This is a genomic window from Flagellimonas abyssi (assembly GCF_019457905.1).
Classification (GTDB): Bacteria; Bacteroidota; Bacteroidia; order Flavobacteriales; family Flavobacteriaceae; genus Flagellimonas; species Flagellimonas abyssi.
This window is the reverse complement of sequence record NZ_JAHZSV010000003.1, coordinates 39,177-56,736: the sequence shown is the minus strand read 5'-3', so window position 1 is coordinate 56,736 and position 17,560 is coordinate 39,177. Positions and strand designations below refer to the sequence as shown.

Annotated in this window: 17 protein-coding genes; 2 read left to right on the top strand and 15 right to left on the bottom strand. The window is 42.3% G+C overall.

Annotation, left to right across the window (positions count from 1 at the left end):
• The first annotated feature begins 11 nt into the window (after positions 1 to 11).
• Positions 12 to 485, top strand: coding sequence for a CYTH domain-containing protein (locus K1F36_RS02940; protein WP_220112488.1), 474 nt, complete (start codon positions 12 to 14; stop codon positions 483 to 485).
• Positions 479 to 1,153, top strand: coding sequence for a lysoplasmalogenase (locus K1F36_RS02935; RefSeq protein WP_220112487.1), 675 nt, complete (start codon positions 479 to 481; stop codon positions 1,151 to 1,153). The genes K1F36_RS02940 and K1F36_RS02935 overlap by 7 nt, the downstream gene beginning before the upstream one ends.
• A gap of 2 nt (positions 1,154 to 1,155) precedes the next feature.
• Here K1F36_RS02935 and K1F36_RS02930 read toward each other — a convergent pair whose 3' ends face one another.
• The 15 genes from K1F36_RS02930 to K1F36_RS02860 form a co-directional block, all read right to left on the bottom strand.
• Positions 1,156 to 2,451, bottom strand: coding sequence for a Zn-dependent hydrolase (locus K1F36_RS02930; protein ID WP_220112486.1), 1,296 nt, complete (start codon positions 2,449 to 2,451; stop codon positions 1,156 to 1,158).
• 55 nt (positions 2,452 to 2,506) lie between these two features.
• A complete protein-coding gene (locus tag K1F36_RS02925) occupies positions 2,507 to 3,646 on the bottom strand; it encodes an AEC family transporter (RefSeq protein ID WP_220112485.1) in 1,140 nt (379 codons plus the stop codon).
• A complete protein-coding gene (locus K1F36_RS02920) occupies positions 3,646 to 4,845 on the bottom strand; it encodes a pyridoxal phosphate-dependent aminotransferase (RefSeq protein WP_220112484.1) in 1,200 nt (399 codons plus the stop codon). Before K1F36_RS02920 ends, K1F36_RS02925 begins: the two co-directional genes overlap by 1 nt.
• Positions 4,846 to 4,983: 138 nt before the next feature.
• Positions 4,984 to 5,586, bottom strand: coding sequence for a TetR/AcrR family transcriptional regulator (locus K1F36_RS02915; RefSeq protein ID WP_220112483.1), 603 nt, complete (start codon positions 5,584 to 5,586; stop codon positions 4,984 to 4,986).
• A 12-nt stretch (positions 5,587 to 5,598) separates the two neighbouring features.
• The gene (locus K1F36_RS02910; protein WP_220112482.1) at positions 5,599 to 6,999 is read right to left on the bottom strand and encodes an efflux transporter outer membrane subunit; all 1,401 of its coding nucleotides are present in this window, start codon (positions 6,997 to 6,999) and stop codon (positions 5,599 to 5,601) included.
• 31 nt (positions 7,000 to 7,030) lie between these two features.
• Positions 7,031 to 10,177, bottom strand: coding sequence for an efflux RND transporter permease subunit (locus tag K1F36_RS02905; protein WP_220112481.1), 3,147 nt, complete (start codon positions 10,175 to 10,177; stop codon positions 7,031 to 7,033).
• Between the two features lie 26 nt (positions 10,178 to 10,203).
• Complete coding sequence (locus K1F36_RS02900; protein WP_258538918.1) at positions 10,204 to 11,280, bottom strand: efflux RND transporter periplasmic adaptor subunit; 1,077 nt, start codon at positions 11,278 to 11,280, stop codon at positions 10,204 to 10,206.
• Positions 11,281 to 11,320: 40 nt separating this feature from the next.
• Positions 11,321 to 11,800: a transcriptional regulator gene (locus tag K1F36_RS02895; protein ID WP_220112479.1), complete on the bottom strand. Its 480-nt coding sequence runs from the start codon at positions 11,798 to 11,800 to the stop codon at positions 11,321 to 11,323.
• A 103-nt stretch (positions 11,801 to 11,903) separates the two neighbouring features.
• Positions 11,904 to 12,302: a hypothetical protein gene (locus K1F36_RS02890; protein WP_220112478.1), complete on the bottom strand. Its 399-nt coding sequence runs from the start codon at positions 12,300 to 12,302 to the stop codon at positions 11,904 to 11,906.
• A gap of 9 nt (positions 12,303 to 12,311) precedes the next feature.
• The gene (gene pheS / locus K1F36_RS02885; RefSeq protein ID WP_220112477.1) at positions 12,312 to 13,331 is read right to left on the bottom strand and encodes a phenylalanine--tRNA ligase subunit alpha; all 1,020 of its coding nucleotides are present in this window, start codon (positions 13,329 to 13,331) and stop codon (positions 12,312 to 12,314) included.
• A complete protein-coding gene (locus tag K1F36_RS02880) occupies positions 13,324 to 14,016 on the bottom strand; it encodes a ceramidase (protein WP_220112476.1) in 693 nt (230 codons plus the stop codon). Before K1F36_RS02880 ends, pheS begins: the two co-directional genes overlap by 8 nt.
• Positions 14,017 to 14,132: 116 nt before the next feature.
• The gene (locus K1F36_RS02875) at positions 14,133 to 14,759 is read right to left on the bottom strand and encodes a carbonic anhydrase family protein (protein WP_220112475.1); all 627 of its coding nucleotides are present in this window, start codon (positions 14,757 to 14,759) and stop codon (positions 14,133 to 14,135) included.
• Positions 14,760 to 14,769: 10 nt separating this feature from the next.
• Positions 14,770 to 16,353 (bottom strand): SulP family inorganic anion transporter, encoded by a 1,584-nt coding sequence (locus K1F36_RS02870; protein ID WP_220112474.1) that lies wholly within the window; start codon positions 16,351 to 16,353, stop codon positions 14,770 to 14,772.
• Positions 16,354 to 16,433: 80 nt separating this feature from the next.
• Complete coding sequence (locus K1F36_RS02865) at positions 16,434 to 16,742, bottom strand: hypothetical protein (RefSeq protein WP_220112473.1); 309 nt, start codon at positions 16,740 to 16,742, stop codon at positions 16,434 to 16,436.
• 57 nt (positions 16,743 to 16,799) lie between these two features.
• The gene (locus K1F36_RS02860; RefSeq protein ID WP_220112472.1) at positions 16,800 to 17,558 is read right to left on the bottom strand and encodes an SH3 domain-containing protein; all 759 of its coding nucleotides are present in this window, start codon (positions 17,556 to 17,558) and stop codon (positions 16,800 to 16,802) included.
• Positions 17,559 to 17,560 lie beyond the last annotated feature (2 nt).

Below are 17,560 nucleotides of genomic sequence, written 5' to 3'. Positions count from 1 at the left end.
TATTTAGTTTGATGGAACATTTGGAAATAGAACGAAAGTTTTTGGTAAAAACGGAGGCCTTCAAACAGCAGGCCATATCACAGACCCGAATTGTACAGGGATTCCTGAACACGGACCCCGAAAGGACCGTTAGGGTCAGGATTAAGGGAGAAAGGGGCTTTTTGACCGTAAAAGGCGCCAGCAACGAATCGGGTACGACGCGGTTTGAGTGGGAGACCGAAATCTCGGTTGCGGAGGCAGCTAATCTTATCGACCTGTGTGAAGCCGGTATACTCGAAAAAGTCCGTTTTGAAGTGCCTTTGGGGAAGCATATGTTTGAGGTGGACGAGTTTTTGGGAGAGAACAAAGGACTTCTTTTGGCAGAAGTGGAGCTCACACATGAGGATGAACGTTTTGAAAGACCGGATTGGCTGGGCCAAGAGGTCACGGGGCAAGTACAATATTATAATTCCCAATTAAGTATAAAACCTTTTAAGGAATGGTAGCCGAAACAAATAAAACAACGTGGCTCATCAATATCTTTATATTGGTTTCTGCATGTTTGGCCATTTATTTTGGACTTTCCAATGAGAGAGAGCTTTTCACGTTCTTCAAACCATTGACCACGATTTTCGTGATTGCCGTACCATTTTTTGCTCCAAAGAATGGTCATGTTACATTTGGAAGATTGGTTATCGTTGGTTTGGTGTTCTGTTTGTTGGGTGATGTACTGTTGCTGTTTGATGCATATTTTTTATTTGGGCTAGGAGCTTTTCTATTGGCGCATATTCTTTTCTCCATATCATTTGTACAATATATGGGGTTTTATAAGAATTGGATTGCTTTTCTAGTTCTTTTCGGTATAGCCGGAGTTCTGTTCTATTGGTTAAGACCGGATTTAGGTGACTTGTTGCTACCTGTTTCCATTTATGTGTTGATAATCACTTTTATGGCATGGCAAGGAGTGGGCCTGTATATGAGGAAAAGGAACAACGCACATGCTCTTTTGGCTATGGCCGTACTATTTTTTATGTTTTCGGACACCTTATTGGCGATTGCGAAATTCAAGACTCCTTTTTACCTCTCAGGGCCATTGATTTTGAGCACCTACTGGTTGAGCATTGGTTTGATTGCGAATGCCACTAGAAAAATAATCTCAACAATTGTAAAGTAAGATTAATCCAATTTCTTATCCAAAGACAAAATCGAGTGCAAGAGCACATTGGCTCCGTTGGCCATATCTTTTGCGGATGTAAATTCTTTTGGAGAATGACTGATACCTCTCTTGCTGGGAACAAAAATCATCCCAGCGGGAGCAAATCTGGATATATCCTGTGCATCATGGCCGGCACCACTGGGCATGTATTGATAAGTCAATCCTAAAGACTTGGCGGATGACGCTATTTCTTTTTGAATACCGGTATCCGTTAGGGCCGGTTCTGCTGTGGTGTCCAACGGTAAAAACGCAACGGTAACCTTGGAAGCTTCGGCTATTTCCTCGGTTTTTTTCTTGATGGCCTGATATACTTTTTGAATCACTTCCAAAGAGAGGTCACGGATTTCAAGACTGGCAGTCACCTTTCCCGGTATTACATTGGGTGCTCCAGGCTCCGCTTTGATTCGTCCTACTGTACCTACTTGAGTTCCCTCGAAGCTATTGGTGATCTCGTTTACCGCCACAATATATTTGGCAGCTGCCAAGAGTGCATCCTGTCTAGCGTTCATTGGTGTGGTGCCTGCGTGATTGGCAGAACCTGTAAAGACCACATCCCACCAATTGAGGCCTACAATACCTTCTACTACCCCAATGTCCAAGCCTTCTTTTTCGAGTTTGCCCCCTTGTTCAATATGAAGTTCCAAGAAGGCCGCCAAGCTACCCTTTTCTCGCTTGGCCTCGTTCAGTTTTGTGGTATCTCCACCCATACGCATAATGCCTTCGCCCATGGAATAACCGGTGGAGTTGACCACCCCAAGTGCGGATTTTCCCAAATTGCCCGCCATGGCCCTGCTTCCCATAACACCGCCCTCTTCATTCGGAAAAATGATGACCTCAAGAGGGTGGTTGGTGGTAATATTATTTTCGTTCAAAGTTTCGATAACTTCCAAAGCGGCCATTGAGCCCACACAGCCATCATAATTTCCTCCGTTCGGTACCCTGTCGATATGGGAACCAAAGGCAATTGGTTTTAAAGAAGGGTTTTTCCCGTTTCTCGTCCCAATAATGTTTCCAGCCGGGTCTACCATCACCGCCATTCCAAAATCTTTTAGCGTCTTGATCACCCAATTTCTAGCCTCTATATCAGCATCGCTAAAAGCAACACGCTCCGTTTCGCCATTTGGTTGAATCCCAAATTCTGCAAGGTCGAAAATTCTCTTTTCAAGACGGTCTTGGTCGACTTTTACGTTGGATTGCTGAGCTGATAGGGTCCCAATTAAAAGAATGGAAAGAACAGTGATGAACAGTTGTCTCATAATTTCCTGGTTTTCTTAAAAATAGGGAATTAGAAAGAAAAATATGCTAAAATGACTAAGCAGCTTTTTCTGTGGCAGCCGAACTTATTTCATGGTCGATCAATTTTTGCTCCGACCACTTTTTTTTACTGATACCACTGCACAGGGGAATTATAAAACCAATCCCTAAAAGAGCAACGGCGACCATAAAAATATTGACGGGATTGACAAAGAATGACCCACTGTTCAAGGTTGCCAATATGAGCATTGTTGAAAGTGGGAACGACAATGCTAGAATTGCCACTCCAAAATCGCCACTAAATGTCCTTCTTTTCGACTTTTTGTCCATTTCCATGCTATCCACGGCGGCGATGTGGGCATAGGGCCAAAAACTACAGGCACTAAGTCCAAAGGCCATGGTCAACAATATTTCATTCCGGGCTTCTATTCCGGCTACCGTTACGAATATCGCTGAAATCAACAGTACCAAGCCTGCACGTGTACAGAGCAAGCAAAAAATCTGGAAGAACTGTTTTCTTTTGATTTTTACGGCAAGACCTATAAAGAGTAATACCAACGGCGTCATGATCAAGCTTAATTTTTCAAGGGTTTCGCTCAAAAAGAAGGGAAGGGAATCCATATGTAGTCCAAAAGCAAGTAAAACAAGTGCTGCCGCGATGAATACATTTACAGGTTCCGAGACCATTGCTTTGATCAATGGCTTCAATTTGGTTCCTCCATTCTTCTTTTTATCTAATTGAAGACCGTAATGCCAATTCATGGCCACTAAGTAGAGAAAAAAGAGTACAAAAACCTTATTTCCAAGGTCGGACATAGCTGCCTTGGCCAAATATTCTTCGCCGAGAAACTCCAAAATAAAGGGGAAAGACGACAATCCAGGTGCCAAAGAGGGCACCAATAGTTTGGCGGTCCTGTACTCCGAGGTTCCTTTTCCAATGCCCATAAGGGGCAAAATAACAGGCATGGAAAAAAACAACAATAGGTTGAGCCCAAGGGCCAATAAAGGCAATATTAATAAATGTAACTCGACCTTAACCCCCAACAACGCAATAAAAATGGTCGCTGGAAGGGCAAGGTTCAGAATTATTTTTTTTATTCCAGAAATTTCCTCTTTGGATTTGAACTTGACTTTAAGCAGTACTCCAATTAAGATGAAAAAAAGAAATACAATAGTTTTTTGAATACCTATATCCACTATACCAACACTTTATTGAGTGCGGCGGTAAACGTTTTCATTTCATCCATGGTTCCCATACTTACACGGCACCAATTTTGGTCCATAAACTGGAAAGCACGAACACCCACCTTCAACTCTGTCATTTGTTCCAAGAATGCTTGTCCTTCCATTTCAATAGGGAAAATGATAAAACTTGTAGAAGAAGGAACATAAGAGGTGATGCCTAAATTATCTAAACTCTTGTACACATATTCCCTACATTCAGCGTTAAGACTGCGGGACTTCTCTATAAATGCGTTATCATCCATCGCAGCCATAGCGGCGTAAACTGATGGAAGTGAAATGCCCATACCACCACGGGTAATTTTTTGTATTCTGGCGAGAGTTTCTTCCAAGGCAACAGCATAGCCCACACGTAAACCGGCCATACCGTGTATTTTGGAGAAAGTTCTGGCGATGATCACATCTTTCCCTTCGCTTACCAAGGATACCATACTCTTTTTGGCTCCGTCTTCCAAGAACCATAAATAAGCTTCATCAACAAATACGGGTACTTTTTCGGATACTCTTGAACAAAAATCGATCAATTTATCATGGTCTGTCATAGATCCGGTAGGATTGTTCGGGTTACAGATGTAAACCAACTTGGTGTCATCATCAATGGCGGCTTCCATTGCATCAAGGTCGTGCGACCAATCATCCTTCAAGGGTACTGGTTTCCAAGTGGCCCCTACGGACTCTGCCACACGAATAAGGGACATATAGGCCGGATCTGCGGAAACCACGTTGCCACCGTTCATAAAGAAAACCATGGCCGTTTTTTCCAAGAGGTCGGACGAGCCTGGGCCCATCATAACGTTTTTGCTCTCTACTCCTTCAAAATCGGCAATCTTGTCCACAAGTTGAAACAATTCTTTCCAAGCATATCTGTTACCTCCCGAAGCAGAATTCTTAAAGGCCTCCAAGGCCATTGGAGAAGGCCCATAAGGATTCTCATTGGCATTGAGCTTAGCGGCCAATTCAGGAAAGGCAGCTTCCGGTTTCGGTAGATATTCTTTAAAGAAAGGACTGTAGATTGCGTTGCCCTCTGCATCGAGGGTCAAAGGTGCTTTTGGTGTTTCTGCCAATCCAATATACGGCAGCGCCATTGCACCGCCGGCAGTGAGCATACTTTTTCTTATCCAATCACGTCTGTTGATGCTAGTTGTAGTTCCCATTGGTTTTTAGTTTTTAGAAGAATTTAAAATTAGACGATGATCTTGTTAAAATCAATGCTAAAAACGTAAAAATCAGCTATTTGAGAACGAATATGTTAAAATTCCGAAGTGTTATTTAAGGATTTGACAGTCTGAAGACTACTGAAGGGGGCTTTTTTGCAGATATTCCAACGTAAGTATGCCTCTTAGATTGTTGATAATAATATGCTCCAACAATTCATGAATGCTGTATTCGTCAAATAAATTTGGTTTTGAATAGACGGTCTCTTCCATCCGGGACAAAAAAAGGGTACAGACCAATTGGACGTTTACATTTTTTCTTACTTGTCCCAATCGTTGTGCTTTTTGTAATAGCGGGCAAACAATATCCCAAACAATATCTTTTTTTAACTGGGAATATATTTCATAGGCCTCCGGATAGTATTTATGGAGCCCGTATAAAAAAGCAGGGTTGATCTCCTGAAAAGTGATCAACCCTTGTTTATAAATAAAAATTATTGTGGTAAGTGGCTTTTCTTCATTAGGGTTTTCAAGTATGTAATTGTCCACATTGGCCTTAATATTTCCCAAATAGTACTGAAGACTTTCCTTTACCAATTTTTCTTTACTGTTGAAATGCTTATATAAGGTTTTTTTGGAAATACCTAGGTTTGAGGCCAATTCATCCATGGAGAAACGCTTACTTCCAAACTTGGTGAAGTTCTTGATGGCATAGACCAATATGTTCTTTTTATCCCCCACAGAGCAAAAATTTTATTTCCAGCCCCCTCCTAGGGCCCTGTACAGTTCCACAATGGCACTCAATCGTAAATATTGTGAGTCTACCAAGTTAAGCTCGGAGTTCAATGCATTTTGACGTGCGGTCAATACTTCCAAATAATTGGCCAGACCATTGTTCAGCAGTTCTTCGGAATAATCTTCTGCTGTGGCGTATGCATCGAGTTCCTTGGAGCGAGCTTCCAATTTTTCGGTCTCAGCTTCATAAGTGTAGAGGGCATCGCTGACCTCTCTACCCGCTGTAAGCAAAGCTTGTTTGTAATTTAACAGTGCCTGTTCCTGCTGTGCCTTGGCTACTTCCATTTGCGTTCTTAATCGTCTGCCATTGAAAATAGGCTGGGTCAGCGAGCCGACCAAAGTCGAAAATAGTGAACTGGCATCTAACCAATTATCAAATTCGAGACTCTGAAAGCCGCCAGTGGCGGAAAGGCTTAAGGAAGGATATAGACTGCTCTTTGCCACATTGGTCAATTCAAAAGCGTTGATTAGGCCATATTCTGCCTGCATTACGTCGGGGCGGTTGGCAAGAAGCAAATAAGGAACACCTGTGCTCAACTCAGTTTCGATGGATTGGTCGTCCAATTTACCACGTTGAATTTTTTGCGGCGCCTCGCCCAGTAATATACTGAAGGCATTTTCGAGCAACTTAATGTTGTTCTCAAGGTCGATTACAATTATTTCGGTCGTATGTACCTGTGCCTCGGTCTGCTTAACGGCAACTTCGGTTACCTGTCCCGCATCTTTTAAGGCAACAGTGGTCTCCAAACTGTTCTTTCTGGCTTCCAAGGTTTGATTAGCAACCTCCAATTGTTTGTCCAGTGCCAATAATTGATAGTAGGTAGCGGCAATATTGGCTATCAAGTTGGTCTTAACCGCTTGATGCGCCGATACACTCTGCAGATAGGAGGCGCTAAAGGCTCTTTTATTGCTCCTGATCTTACCCCAAATATCCGCTTCCCAAGAAAGGCTACCGGACAATTCATATTGTTCCAATGGACGTGTGAAAAAACTACCAAACTGACTGTTTTCGGAGTTTTTGGTCCTTGTAAAGCTAGCCGTTCCGGATAGGGTAGGGTAATATCCAGCCTTTCCTTGCTTTACATAGGCTTCTGCCGCCACTACATTTTGTAGCGCTATTCTAATATCAATGTTGTTTTCTAGACCTTGTTCTATATATGATTTTAATTGTTCATCGTTGAACAGGTCCCTCCAAGATACATCGGCCATGGAAATGCTGTCCTGTGGCAGATTATCGGTTCGGTAGAGATTCTCGGTCTCTATTTCCGGTCTTGAATAATTCTTGGCCACAAAGCATGATTGCAATAAAAGTGGCGCCGAAAGTACCAAGAGCAGTTTATATGTGGATTTTATTTTCATGGTTGATATACTTTGTTTGATCAAAGGATAATTAGGCATTGTTTACATTTTGAAGTTCTTCCGGCTTACCTGATATTTTTTCCTGAAGTGCCTGGAACACCACAAAGAGCACTGGTATGATGAACACACCCAAAATGGTACCCACTAGCATTCCCCCAACGGCACTCACACCAATGGATTGGTTTCCGATGGCCCCGATTCCCGATGAAAGTGCCAATGGCAACAGACCGAAAATAAATGCAAAGGAAGTCATCAAAATAGGACGGAGCCTTGCTCGCGCGCCATCTGCGGCGGCATCGAACAGGGATAGTCCGGCCTTTCTACGCTGAAGTGCAAATTCGACGATCAAAATTGCGTTTTTGGCCAACAGACCTATCAACATGATCAATGCGATCTGGAAGTAGATATTGTTCTGTAGCCCGGCCAGATTGATGAAAAGAATGGCTCCTGCTATACCAAATGGCAACGATAGCAATATCGAAAATGGCAAAATGTAACTTTCATACTGCGCGCTTAATAGGAAGTAAACAAATACCAAACTCAAGATAAAAATGATGATGGTTTGTGCACCGGCGTTGCTCTCTTCCCTTGTCAATCCGGAATAATCGTAGGTGTAAGAATTCGGCAATACCTCTGCAGCTACTTCTTCAATCGCTGTAATGGCATCACCAGTACTATATCCTGGGTTGGGAACACCAGTAATGCTTACAGAACTCAATAGGTTGAATCGCTGTACCACTTCCGGGCCATATATTTTTTTCAGGTCTACGAACTGGCTTACGGCCACGGATTCGCCATCACCGTTTCTCACAAAAATGTGGTTCAACGAATTTTCATTGGCTCTATCTTCCGGTTTGGCCTGTATCATTACACGATATTGTTTACCAAACCTGTTAAAATCTGTAGCGTAGATTCCACCAAAATAGCCTTGTAGCGCGTTGAAAATATCGGTCGCGGTAAGCCCTGCCATTTTCACTTTTTCCATATCGATGTCCAAATCGAACTGAGGGAAACCGGGGTCGAACTGGGATATCGCATATTGCACTTCGGGCCTAGCATTAAGGGCGCCCAAAAACTGATTTTTTACATCGTTGATGGAGTTCCAATCCTCACCGGTCTTGCTCTGTAGTTGTACCTCAAATCCGGAACTTGTACCAAAACCTTGAATACTGGGAGGCGTGAAATAGATGATTTGGGCATCATTGAAACCTGCGGTAGTGGCGTACAAACGTTGCATGGTGGCACCTACCGACAGTGAATCCGCATCCCTCTCGCTCCAATCTTTCAGTTTCATAATGGAGAATGCATACGAACCTGCACTCACGCGGTTCAACAAACTGAAACCGGAAACACTCATCCGTGCATCGATCACGTCCATGGATTCATAAATGGAATCCAGTTTCATGATTGTTTCCTCTGTCTTTTCTATCGTTGTTCCCGGAGGCATGCTCACGTTGGCAAAAATCATTCCACGGTCTTCATCGGGAACGAAACCGGATGGTGTTGATCGAAACAAGAAGATGGCCAAAATACTAAAGCCCACTAAAAGAGCAAGAGTTACCCATTTACGTTTCACCAATGTCCCTATGGAATTGGTATATTTATTGGTCATTGCCGTGAACCCAACGTTGAAGGCGTTAAAAAACCTGTTCAATAAATTGGATTTTTTACCTTTTTCGTGGTTATGTGGCTTTAAGAACAACGCTGCCAATGCGGGGCTCAAGGTCAAGGCGTTGATAGCCGAGATCAAGATGGCCACGGCCAAGGTGATACCGAACTGTTGGTAGAATACACCCGACGAACCTTGTATAAAGGACACAGGGATAAACACTGCGGACATTACCAAGGTTATGGATATAATGGCACCCGAAATCTCGCTCATCGCATTTTTTGTCGCCGTTTTGGCGGAATCGGCACCTTCTTCCAATTTGGCGTGTACCGCTTCTACCACAACAATCGCATCATCCACCACAATACCGATTGCCAATATCATGGCAAAAAGTGTAAGCATGTTTATGGAATATCCGAACAATTGCAGGAAAAAGAACGTACCAATAATGGCCACGGGTACCGCGATTGCCGGAATCAGTGTGGACCTGAAATCCTGTAAGAACAGGAATACCACGATGAACACCAGAATAAAGGCCTCTATCAGTGTCTTGACTACGTGATCTATCGAGGCATCCAAGAAATCTTTGGAGTTAAAGGGGATTACGTAGTCCAGTCCAGAAGGAAAATCCGCTTTGGAAGATTCCAAGATGTTCTCGATCTCATCGATGATTTCCTTTGCATTGGAACCAGAGGTTTGGTAAACCCCCACGGCAACACCGGGGTTTCCCATACCAGAGTTTTTTCTAACGTAGCTCAATGCGCCCAGCTCAATTTCGGCAACATCCTTTAGTCGTAGGAACCCGCCATCATCGGTGGTCCTAAGAATAATGTTTTCATACTCGGCGACATCGGACAATCGCCCTTTGTACTTCATCACATATTCGAAAATACCATCGGCATTTTCTCCGATTTTCCCCGTAGCAGCTTCGGTGTTTTGTTCCCTTAAAGCAGCTTGGATATCAGCCGGTACCAAGTTATAGGCGGCCATCTTATCTGGAGAAATCCAAATACGCATGGAATAATCCTTGGAACCGAATACGTTAACGTTACCTACACCTTTGATCCTTTGCAGTTGGGGGACCAAGTTGATTTTGGCATAGTTTTCTACGAATGTTGCATCATAATCCTCATTTTCAGAAAAAATGGAGAAGAACAACAAGGCACTGTTCTGTGCTTTTTGGGTGGTAACACCGGTATTGATCACTTCTTGCGGCAATAAACTATTGGCCCTTGCTACACGGTTCTGCACGTTTACCGCGGCAATATCCGGGTCAACACCAAGTTCAAAGAACACACTGATGTTGGCAGCACCGTCGTTACTGGCAGATGAGGTCATGTAGGTCATGCCCTCTACACCATTTATTTGCTCTTCCAACGGGATTACCACACTCTTAAGTACCGTTTCGGCGTTCGCACCGGTATAGTTGGCGGTAACCTGAACGGTAGGCGGAGCAATCTCTGGATATTGTTCTACGGGCAATGTAGTAAGACCAAGGATACCCAATATCACTATGATAACGGATATTACCGTGGAGAGTACGGGTCTATCTATAAATTTTTGGAACATAAATATCTTGTTCTATAGGATTGTAATTATTGTTTTACAGGATTGATGGTCTGACCGTCTTTAAGCTTGGATACGCCCTCGGTAACGATGGTGCTTCCATTTTCCAATCCATCTTTTACGATGAATTCTTTATTGGTCTGTGCCGTAATGGTCAATGGAACCGTTTTTACGGTATTATCATCGTTTACTATGTACACCATTTTGGTGCCCTGAAGATCAACAGTCGCAAATTGAGGGATAACAAATACATCTTCATAAGTGGATGGAACTTTAATGGTACCTGTACTACCCGAACTCAACAAAAGGTTGGGATTATCAAAATCGGCCCTCAATGTTACGCTTCCGGTAGTTGGGTTGATGATATTGTTCACCATGGCAATCTTCCCTTTTTGAGGGTATGTCTCGCCATTGATCATCTCCAATTCAACTTCTGGTGCGTTCTCTGAAGAAGCTGTAGACCCATCGCCTGTCATTTGGCTCTTCATCTTAAGGAGCTGTTTTTCGTTCATGGAGAAATAGGCGCGTATACCACTGATATCGGACACCACAGTCAATGGATTTCCCATGGTACTACTTACCAAGGCACCAACTTTATAGGGTATTTCGCCAATGTAACCGTTTACCGGGCTAACAATATTGGAATAGCCAATGTTTGCGGCAATACTGCTATAATTGCTTTTTGCTTGTTGCAATTGGGCTTTTGCCGTTTCCAGTTGTACTTCGCTAATAATGTTTTTCTCTACCAATGGAACCAATTTGTCCACTTCTACTTGTGCAACGTTGACGGCAGCCTTAGCCGCTTCAGCGTCTTGTGACAAGGTTTGTGTCTCCAGTTTGAACAATAACTGGCCCTTGGTTACTTTTTGGCCTTCTTCCACATAAATATGCTGTACAAAACCAGAGACCTTTGGCCAGATCTCAACGTTTTGGACACCTTGAATGTTGGTGGAATATGAATCGAAAAGCGTTATGTCCTGCTTTTCCAAAGTGCTTACTTTCAGCGATGGCGCTTGCTGTGCAGGGGCTTGTTGTTGATCTTTACCTCCACAGGCTATGAATAAAAGTACACTTGATGATGCTAAGATTGATTTGATTGTTTTCATGTACGAAATTACTTTGCTATTTTTTTGGTTGTTGGAGTGACTACTCATTTAAAATTGATTCGAGTTTCTTGATCGATTTTTTTAAGGTTTTTTCGGTTTCGTTCACATAATCCAGATATACCCTGGTGCGGACTTGCCCTTCCTCAAATTTTTTAGGACAGTATTGTTCGTGATACCCCATTACCAAAGTGATAATGTGCTTTTCACTTTCAATACGCTTTAAGTTTTCCTGGAGTTTGGATAAAAAGAAAGTTTTCTTCTTCGCAGTTTTAAAATATCTCTTTCGGTCACCGGACTTGGTGAAATAGGTGACAAGGCCCATGTTCACCAATAGATTGATTGAAGTTGATATAGAACTTTTGCTCGCACTTAACCTGTCTAGGCAGCTATCAAAGGTCAAACCGTCCTTGTCGGTCAAAATTAGGATGGCATAAATTCGAGCCGCCAATGGAGGTAGATTATGTTCCTCTTCTAAGTGAAGACCAATAGTTTCTACAATTTCTTCCTTCGATTTTTCCATAAGATGGATTTTGAAGGCGCAAATTTACAATTGGTTCGGAACTAACCGAACTAATTGAACCTAAATGTTTGTTAAAAGTGAAATCTTGATTTTATTTGATAAATCAATCTTCAGGAAGAATCCCATCTTTTTCTATAATGGGAATGGCGGTAAGACTGTTTTCGGATATGGTATTTTTGGGAAACAGGAACCTTTTTTCAAAGAGTTTGTTCTCGGCAAAAAACGTAACAAAGAACTCATTGTTGAGGGCTAGCACCTCTTCTTGTAAAAACTCAATTTTTTTGAAGGACTTTGCATCCACGATCCCAATACCGTGACGCATGGTGGATGTTTTCTTATCCCCATCAAAACCTTTGGAAACTACAATGGTCATTTCTATTGTGTCAGAACGATTATTGATGAGATATGCGTTCCATTCTTTGGATAGAAATTTATCGTTCCACTCCCGGATTACCACAACGTGGACATCCTTGGCTACAGGAATTTCAATATCCTTTTTCATGATTTGGGTTTACAGTGCGCTTTTGAACTGCTCCAAAAAGCGGACATCATTTTCGCTGAGCAATCGTATATCGGAAATTTGGTGCAATAGCAACGCAATACGGTCTATCCCCATACCAAAGGCAAACCCGGAATATACCTCTGGGTCTATCCCACAATTTTTAAGTACGTTGGGGTCTACCATGCCACAGCCCATAATTTCCAGCCAACCGGTACCCTTGGTCATACGGTAATCCGTTTCAGTTTCAAGCCCCCAATAGACGTCAACTTCGGCACTGGGTTCCGTAAATGGAAAATAGGATGGGCGTAACCTGATTTTGGACTTCCCGAACATTTCGGATGTGAAATATTGCAAGGTCTGCTTCAAATCCGCAAACGATACGTTCTTGTCCACGTACAAACCTTCAACCTGATGGAAAAAGCAATGCGAGCGGGCGGAAATAGCCTCGTTCCTATACACACGTCCAGGAGAAATCGTCCTAATGGGCGGTTTATTGGCCTCCATATATCGTACCTGTACAGATGAGGTGTGGGTGCGCAATAATATATCCGGGTCCGTTTGAATAAAAAAGGTATCCTGCATATCCCTTGCCGGATGATACTCGGGCAAATTCAAAGCTGTAAAATTGTGCCAGTCATCCTCTACCTCTGGTCCTTCGGAAACATTGAAGCCAATTCTGGAGAAAATATCGATGATTTGGTTCTTTACAATGCTGATGGGATGACGCGCTCCTATTTCAACAGGTTCGCCGGGGCGGGTAAGGTCGCCATATTTACCAACAGTTTCGGCCTGATTTTCCAGAGCATTCTTTAAGGCGTTCACCTTTTCGGTGGCTGTATTTTTTAATTGATTGACCACTTGTCCAAATTCTTTTTTCTGTTCGTTGGGAACATTTTTGAATTCGGCAAAGAAACCGTTCAATAGACCTTTTTTTCCCAAATATTTGATTCGGAAAGCCTCTATTTCTTCTTTGGATGTCGAAGTGAATTTTTCTACTTCGGCAATATGTTCCTTTATGGTATCAATCATGACTACTTTGGCTATTGGCGGACAAATTTAGCAAATTGTCCTTGAATATGTAGGTAATTAAAAAATGAACTGCAATACCACCCAAAAGATGCCAAAGCCAATGGGTCCCCATAGGAAAGAAGTTTTGATGGAGATCAATGCTCCGAAAGAAAATCGCAATCCCAAAAATGAGGAAGGCGATTACCACCAAGCCCAAATTTTTCCCTTTGGTTTTGATTAAATACCAGATGATGGGAATCAATATAGTAGCAGCGGTAATGATGTAACCCAAAGAAATTCTTAACCCAGATGGTAGGGGAAGAATCCGTAATAAAAAAGAAGCTCCGAGCAAGACGATGATCCAAACCAGCCGTTGCCACCAAGAATCCACGAGCTTGAAGATAAAATAGATAACCAGAGCCCCACAAAGGAACATTATGGGCATCCAATCCAAACGAAGCCAAAACTCATGACTGCGTGTTGCATGATAAATGGTCCCTCCAACAAAACTAATTCCGATGACAGGAAGAACCCATGCCAAAAACCGATGCTCTCTTGGGTTTCTATACACCTTTACTCCCCAATAAATGATCAAAACCAAAAAGATTAAGTTGCTAAAGGTATTGAATGGTTCTACGGGAAGCCTTCCTTCCACGGTTTCCAAATAAATGGGCCCGGAATCATTTGGAAATTTTATTGGAATCATGTTGTATCAAAAAGGAAGGGGTAAAATACTGCAATGCAGACGGTATCTCCAAATAACTGGAATAAAAAAATAAAGCCGATGGTTCCATCGGCTTGTATATTTGAAGTATTATTGGATTAAAGAAAAGTAACCTTACCATCCGAGATGTCGTACATGGCACCTACAATGGCGATTTCACCTTTCTCTTCCATCTCTTTAAGTATAACACTTTGGTTCCTGATGTTTTCCAGGGCCATCTCCACATTTTTCATGGCTACGGCATCCACAAACTCTAGGTTTTGTGAGTTCCTGAGGGATTCGTCTTTTGGCTCCTTTACTGCATAAACTGCTGGTTCGATTTTATTGATCAAACTGGTTAAATTGCCCATTCTGGCATGGTCACAGGCACCTTTTACCGCACCGCAACTGGTATGGCCCAATACCACAATGGCCTTTGTCCCTGCCAGTTTGCAGCCAAACTCCATACTTCCCAAAATGTCTTGGTTGATAAAGTTTCCCGCGATCCTAACGCTGAAGATATCTCCCAATCCTTGATCAAAAACCAATTCCGCAGACACCCTAGAGTCTATACAGCTTAATATAGTGGCAAAGGGAAATTGGCCGTCTTTGGTGTCGTTTACCTGTTCCAAAAGGTTTCTGTTTGCCTTTAAATTTCGTTGGAAACGCTCATTGCCCTCCTTCAAAAATTGAATGGCTTTTTTGGGCGACATGGTCGCTTGTGTTTCTTTCGTATGTGCTTTCATTTCTATTTTTTTATGCTGTTTTTTTAGGTCTTAGATTAAAAAACTCGATATAGCTTTCAGGGTTTTCGATTTCACCTCTTTCCGAAATAATTTTAATATCAATGTTTCTGTTCTTCGCCTTGCTTGAAAAATCTTCTAGAATTTCTACGATATCATTGTCAAGATAACGTGTTTTTCTAACATCCAAAGTTAGGTAAGAATTTTCTGGAATACTGTCCAGTTCTTTCAAAATGGCACCTTTGTTAAAAAAGGTGACTTCTTCTGCCAAAGTCATCTTTATTTTATGTGACCCGTTGCCACTGTCCTCAATATGTAAAAAGTGGGAATTTTGATAACTTTTTATCAAGACTACGACGATACCAACACCTAGGCCCAAACTAATTCCGACCAAAAGATCGGTAAAAACGATTCCTACCACTGTTACCACAAAAGGGACAAATTGTTTCCATCCTGCTTGGTACATTGTCTTGAAAAGGCTTGGTTTTGCAAGTTTATAGCCTACTACAAATAGGATTGCCGCCAAAACGGACAAAGGTATCATATTGAGTAGCGTGGGTATCAAAATTACCGATCCCAATAGGAAAAACCCGTGAATGATTGCGGACGCCTTTGTTTTACCTCCAGATTGAATGTTTGCGGAGCTACGTACAATTACTTGCGTAACGGGGAGACCGCCGATCAGGCCGGAAAGTGTATTGCCAACCCCTTGCGCCATTAGCTCGCGATTTGTTGGCGTGGTTCGTTTTTCAGGATCTAACTTGTCCGTTGCTTCCACACAAAGCAAGGTCTCCAAACTGGCAACCAATGCAATGGTGAACGCAGTGACCCAGACATCCATGTTGGAGATTGCCGAGAAATTGGGAAAACTAAAAAAGCCCAAGAAAGATTCAAGGCTATCGGGAACAGGAACCTTTACCAAATGCTCGGCAGAAATTCCCCAGGTGGGGTCGTCATTTGTGACCGAAAAATAAACGATTCCCAGGACCACTGCAACCAACGGACCTTGCACCAACTCAAAAATCTTTGATTTTTTGGTCAGTACGGTACTCCATAAAACAAGTATGGCCAGTCCGATTATGGCAATTAAGGTCGCCCCTGGACTTATATAGTTGATGGAGTTGATGATTTCACTAAAAGTGTTCTCTCCATCCACCTGAAAGAATGCCCAATCACCCTCAGGATCGGCATCGTAGCCAAAAAAGTGGGGGATTTGTTTTAAGATGATTATGATACCTATACCTGTAAGCATTCCTTTGATTACGGAAGACGGAAAGTAATAGGCGATGATACCGGCTTTTAAAAAGCCAAATATGAGCTGTATGATGCCGCCCAGGACCACAGCCACCAAAAAGTTTTGATATCCGCCCAAGGTACCGATTGCCGTTAAAACTATTGCGGCAAGTCCGGCCGCTGGACCACTGACCCCAATTTGGGAACCGCTCAATGCTCCCACTACTATTCCTCCGATAATACCTGCTATAAGGCCCGAGAACAATGGTGCGCCACTGGCCAAGGCAATTCCCAGACATAGAGGGAGTGCCACAAAAAAGACCACAATACTGGCAGGCAAGTCATTTTTAATATACTTGAACATGATGATGTGTAAGATTACTCTTCTATTTTTTGGTTAGGTTTTCATAGAAGAAGGTTAAAAATTTGATTTAGAACTAAAGTTTACACCAAATTTCTAGGGGGAGGGTCCAAGATTTCTACGGTATAGTCCGAAAAGGGGAAAATATATCCAAGATAACCCAAAGAGCTATCTTGTACGAAGTGTTGATTATGTGAATCAAAAAAATATTTATAGAACGTATCGGCTTCATCAAATTTTTCGATGGTGAACGTTTTACTGCTCTTTTCCTCTTCAGCCGCACCAATAACTATTGTTTTGCCCGATTCTTTATCCAACAAGGGAATAATTGGGGATACTGATAATGCAAATATCAGTAACAATGATATCATAGGGAACAGGAGTGTCTTCACAAAAACATCAATTTTATCTAAAATAAGGAATTCTGGGCAAGGAAAAGGGGTTTTTGTCTAAAACTCCTTGATTTTCTTGATACTGTCAACTTGTAACCAACCTGTTTGTCCATCTGCAATACGGATTCTCCTCCATTCGTCGAGTTCGTCCAAAACGTTCACTTTGGTTCCTTCGTGAAGAGTAAAAGCTGTACTACTGTTTACGTTCGGTTCTGCATTTACGTTGACTTCTTTTGCAAATATGATTGCAGGGTCGTCGTTCCTGTTCTGTTGGTGGTTAAGGTATGCCAATAAAATACAGACCAAACAGAGAACAAGCGATAGCATACTGGAAATAAAGGCTGCTCTTTTTTGGTTGGCAGGCCTCAAAAAGTAGTAGGCCATGTACGCAAGCACAAATAAAAAGACAAGTGAAATGGCCAGATAGGACCATTGGTCCGATGTGAATATACCAATGACGGAATTATATATTCTTGACATCTCCGTTTTTGGCATTTCCTCTATAGCATCGAGCCTCATATTTTGCGCAAATGCTAAATTATTTCGAATCTCTTCGTTATTGGGGCTCAAAAGCAGCGCTTTTTCGTAGTAGTAAATACTCGGCCCAATGGCATTGAGTTTGTAATAACAATTCCCCAAATTAAAATATAAAGAAGCGGAATGTTGGCCATTATCCAGAATTTGCTTGTAATTATCTATAGCTGCAGCATATTCGGCATCATTGTACAGTTCCGTTGCTCTATTAAATAACGCCTCGTTTTGGGCAAAACCAAAAGAGAAGGAAAGCAGCAATATCAAAAATGCAATCTTCTTCATGA

Excerpts from the sequence above, each read along its gene's own strand:
- K1F36_RS02940 (WP_220112488.1), top strand. The coding sequence starts at position 12 with ATGGAACATTTGGAAATAGAACGAAAGTTTTTGGTAAAAACGGAGGCC.
- K1F36_RS02935 (WP_220112487.1), top strand. The coding sequence starts at position 479 with ATGGTAGCCGAAACAAATAAAACAACGTGGCTCATCAATATCTTTATA.
- K1F36_RS02930 (WP_220112486.1), bottom strand. The coding sequence starts at position 2,451 with ATGAGACAACTGTTCATCACTGTTCTTTCCATTCTTTTAATTGGGACC.
- K1F36_RS02920 (WP_220112484.1), bottom strand. The coding sequence starts at position 4,845 with ATGGGAACTACAACTAGCATCAACAGACGTGATTGGATAAGAAAAAGT.
- K1F36_RS02910 (WP_220112482.1), bottom strand. The coding sequence starts at position 6,999 with ATGAAAATAAAATCCACATATAAACTGCTCTTGGTACTTTCGGCGCCA.
- K1F36_RS02905 (WP_220112481.1), bottom strand. The coding sequence starts at position 10,177 with ATGTTCCAAAAATTTATAGATAGACCCGTACTCTCCACGGTAATATCC.
- K1F36_RS02900 (WP_258538918.1), bottom strand. The coding sequence starts at position 11,280 with ATGAAAACAATCAAATCAATCTTAGCATCATCAAGTGTACTTTTATTC.
- K1F36_RS02895 (WP_220112479.1), bottom strand. The coding sequence starts at position 11,800 with ATGGAAAAATCGAAGGAAGAAATTGTAGAAACTATTGGTCTTCACTTA.
- K1F36_RS02890 (WP_220112478.1), bottom strand. The coding sequence starts at position 12,302 with ATGAAAAAGGATATTGAAATTCCTGTAGCCAAGGATGTCCACGTTGTG.
- pheS (WP_220112477.1), bottom strand. The coding sequence starts at position 13,331 with ATGATTGATACCATAAAGGAACATATTGCCGAAGTAGAAAAATTCACT.
- K1F36_RS02880 (WP_220112476.1), bottom strand. The coding sequence starts at position 14,016 with ATGATTCCAATAAAATTTCCAAATGATTCCGGGCCCATTTATTTGGAA.
- K1F36_RS02875 (WP_220112475.1), bottom strand. The coding sequence starts at position 14,759 with ATGAAAGCACATACGAAAGAAACACAAGCGACCATGTCGCCCAAAAAA.
- K1F36_RS02870 (WP_220112474.1), bottom strand. The coding sequence starts at position 16,353 with ATGTTCAAGTATATTAAAAATGACTTGCCTGCCAGTATTGTGGTCTTT.
- K1F36_RS02860 (WP_220112472.1), bottom strand. The coding sequence starts at position 17,558 with ATGAAGAAGATTGCATTTTTGATATTGCTGCTTTCCTTCTCTTTTGGT.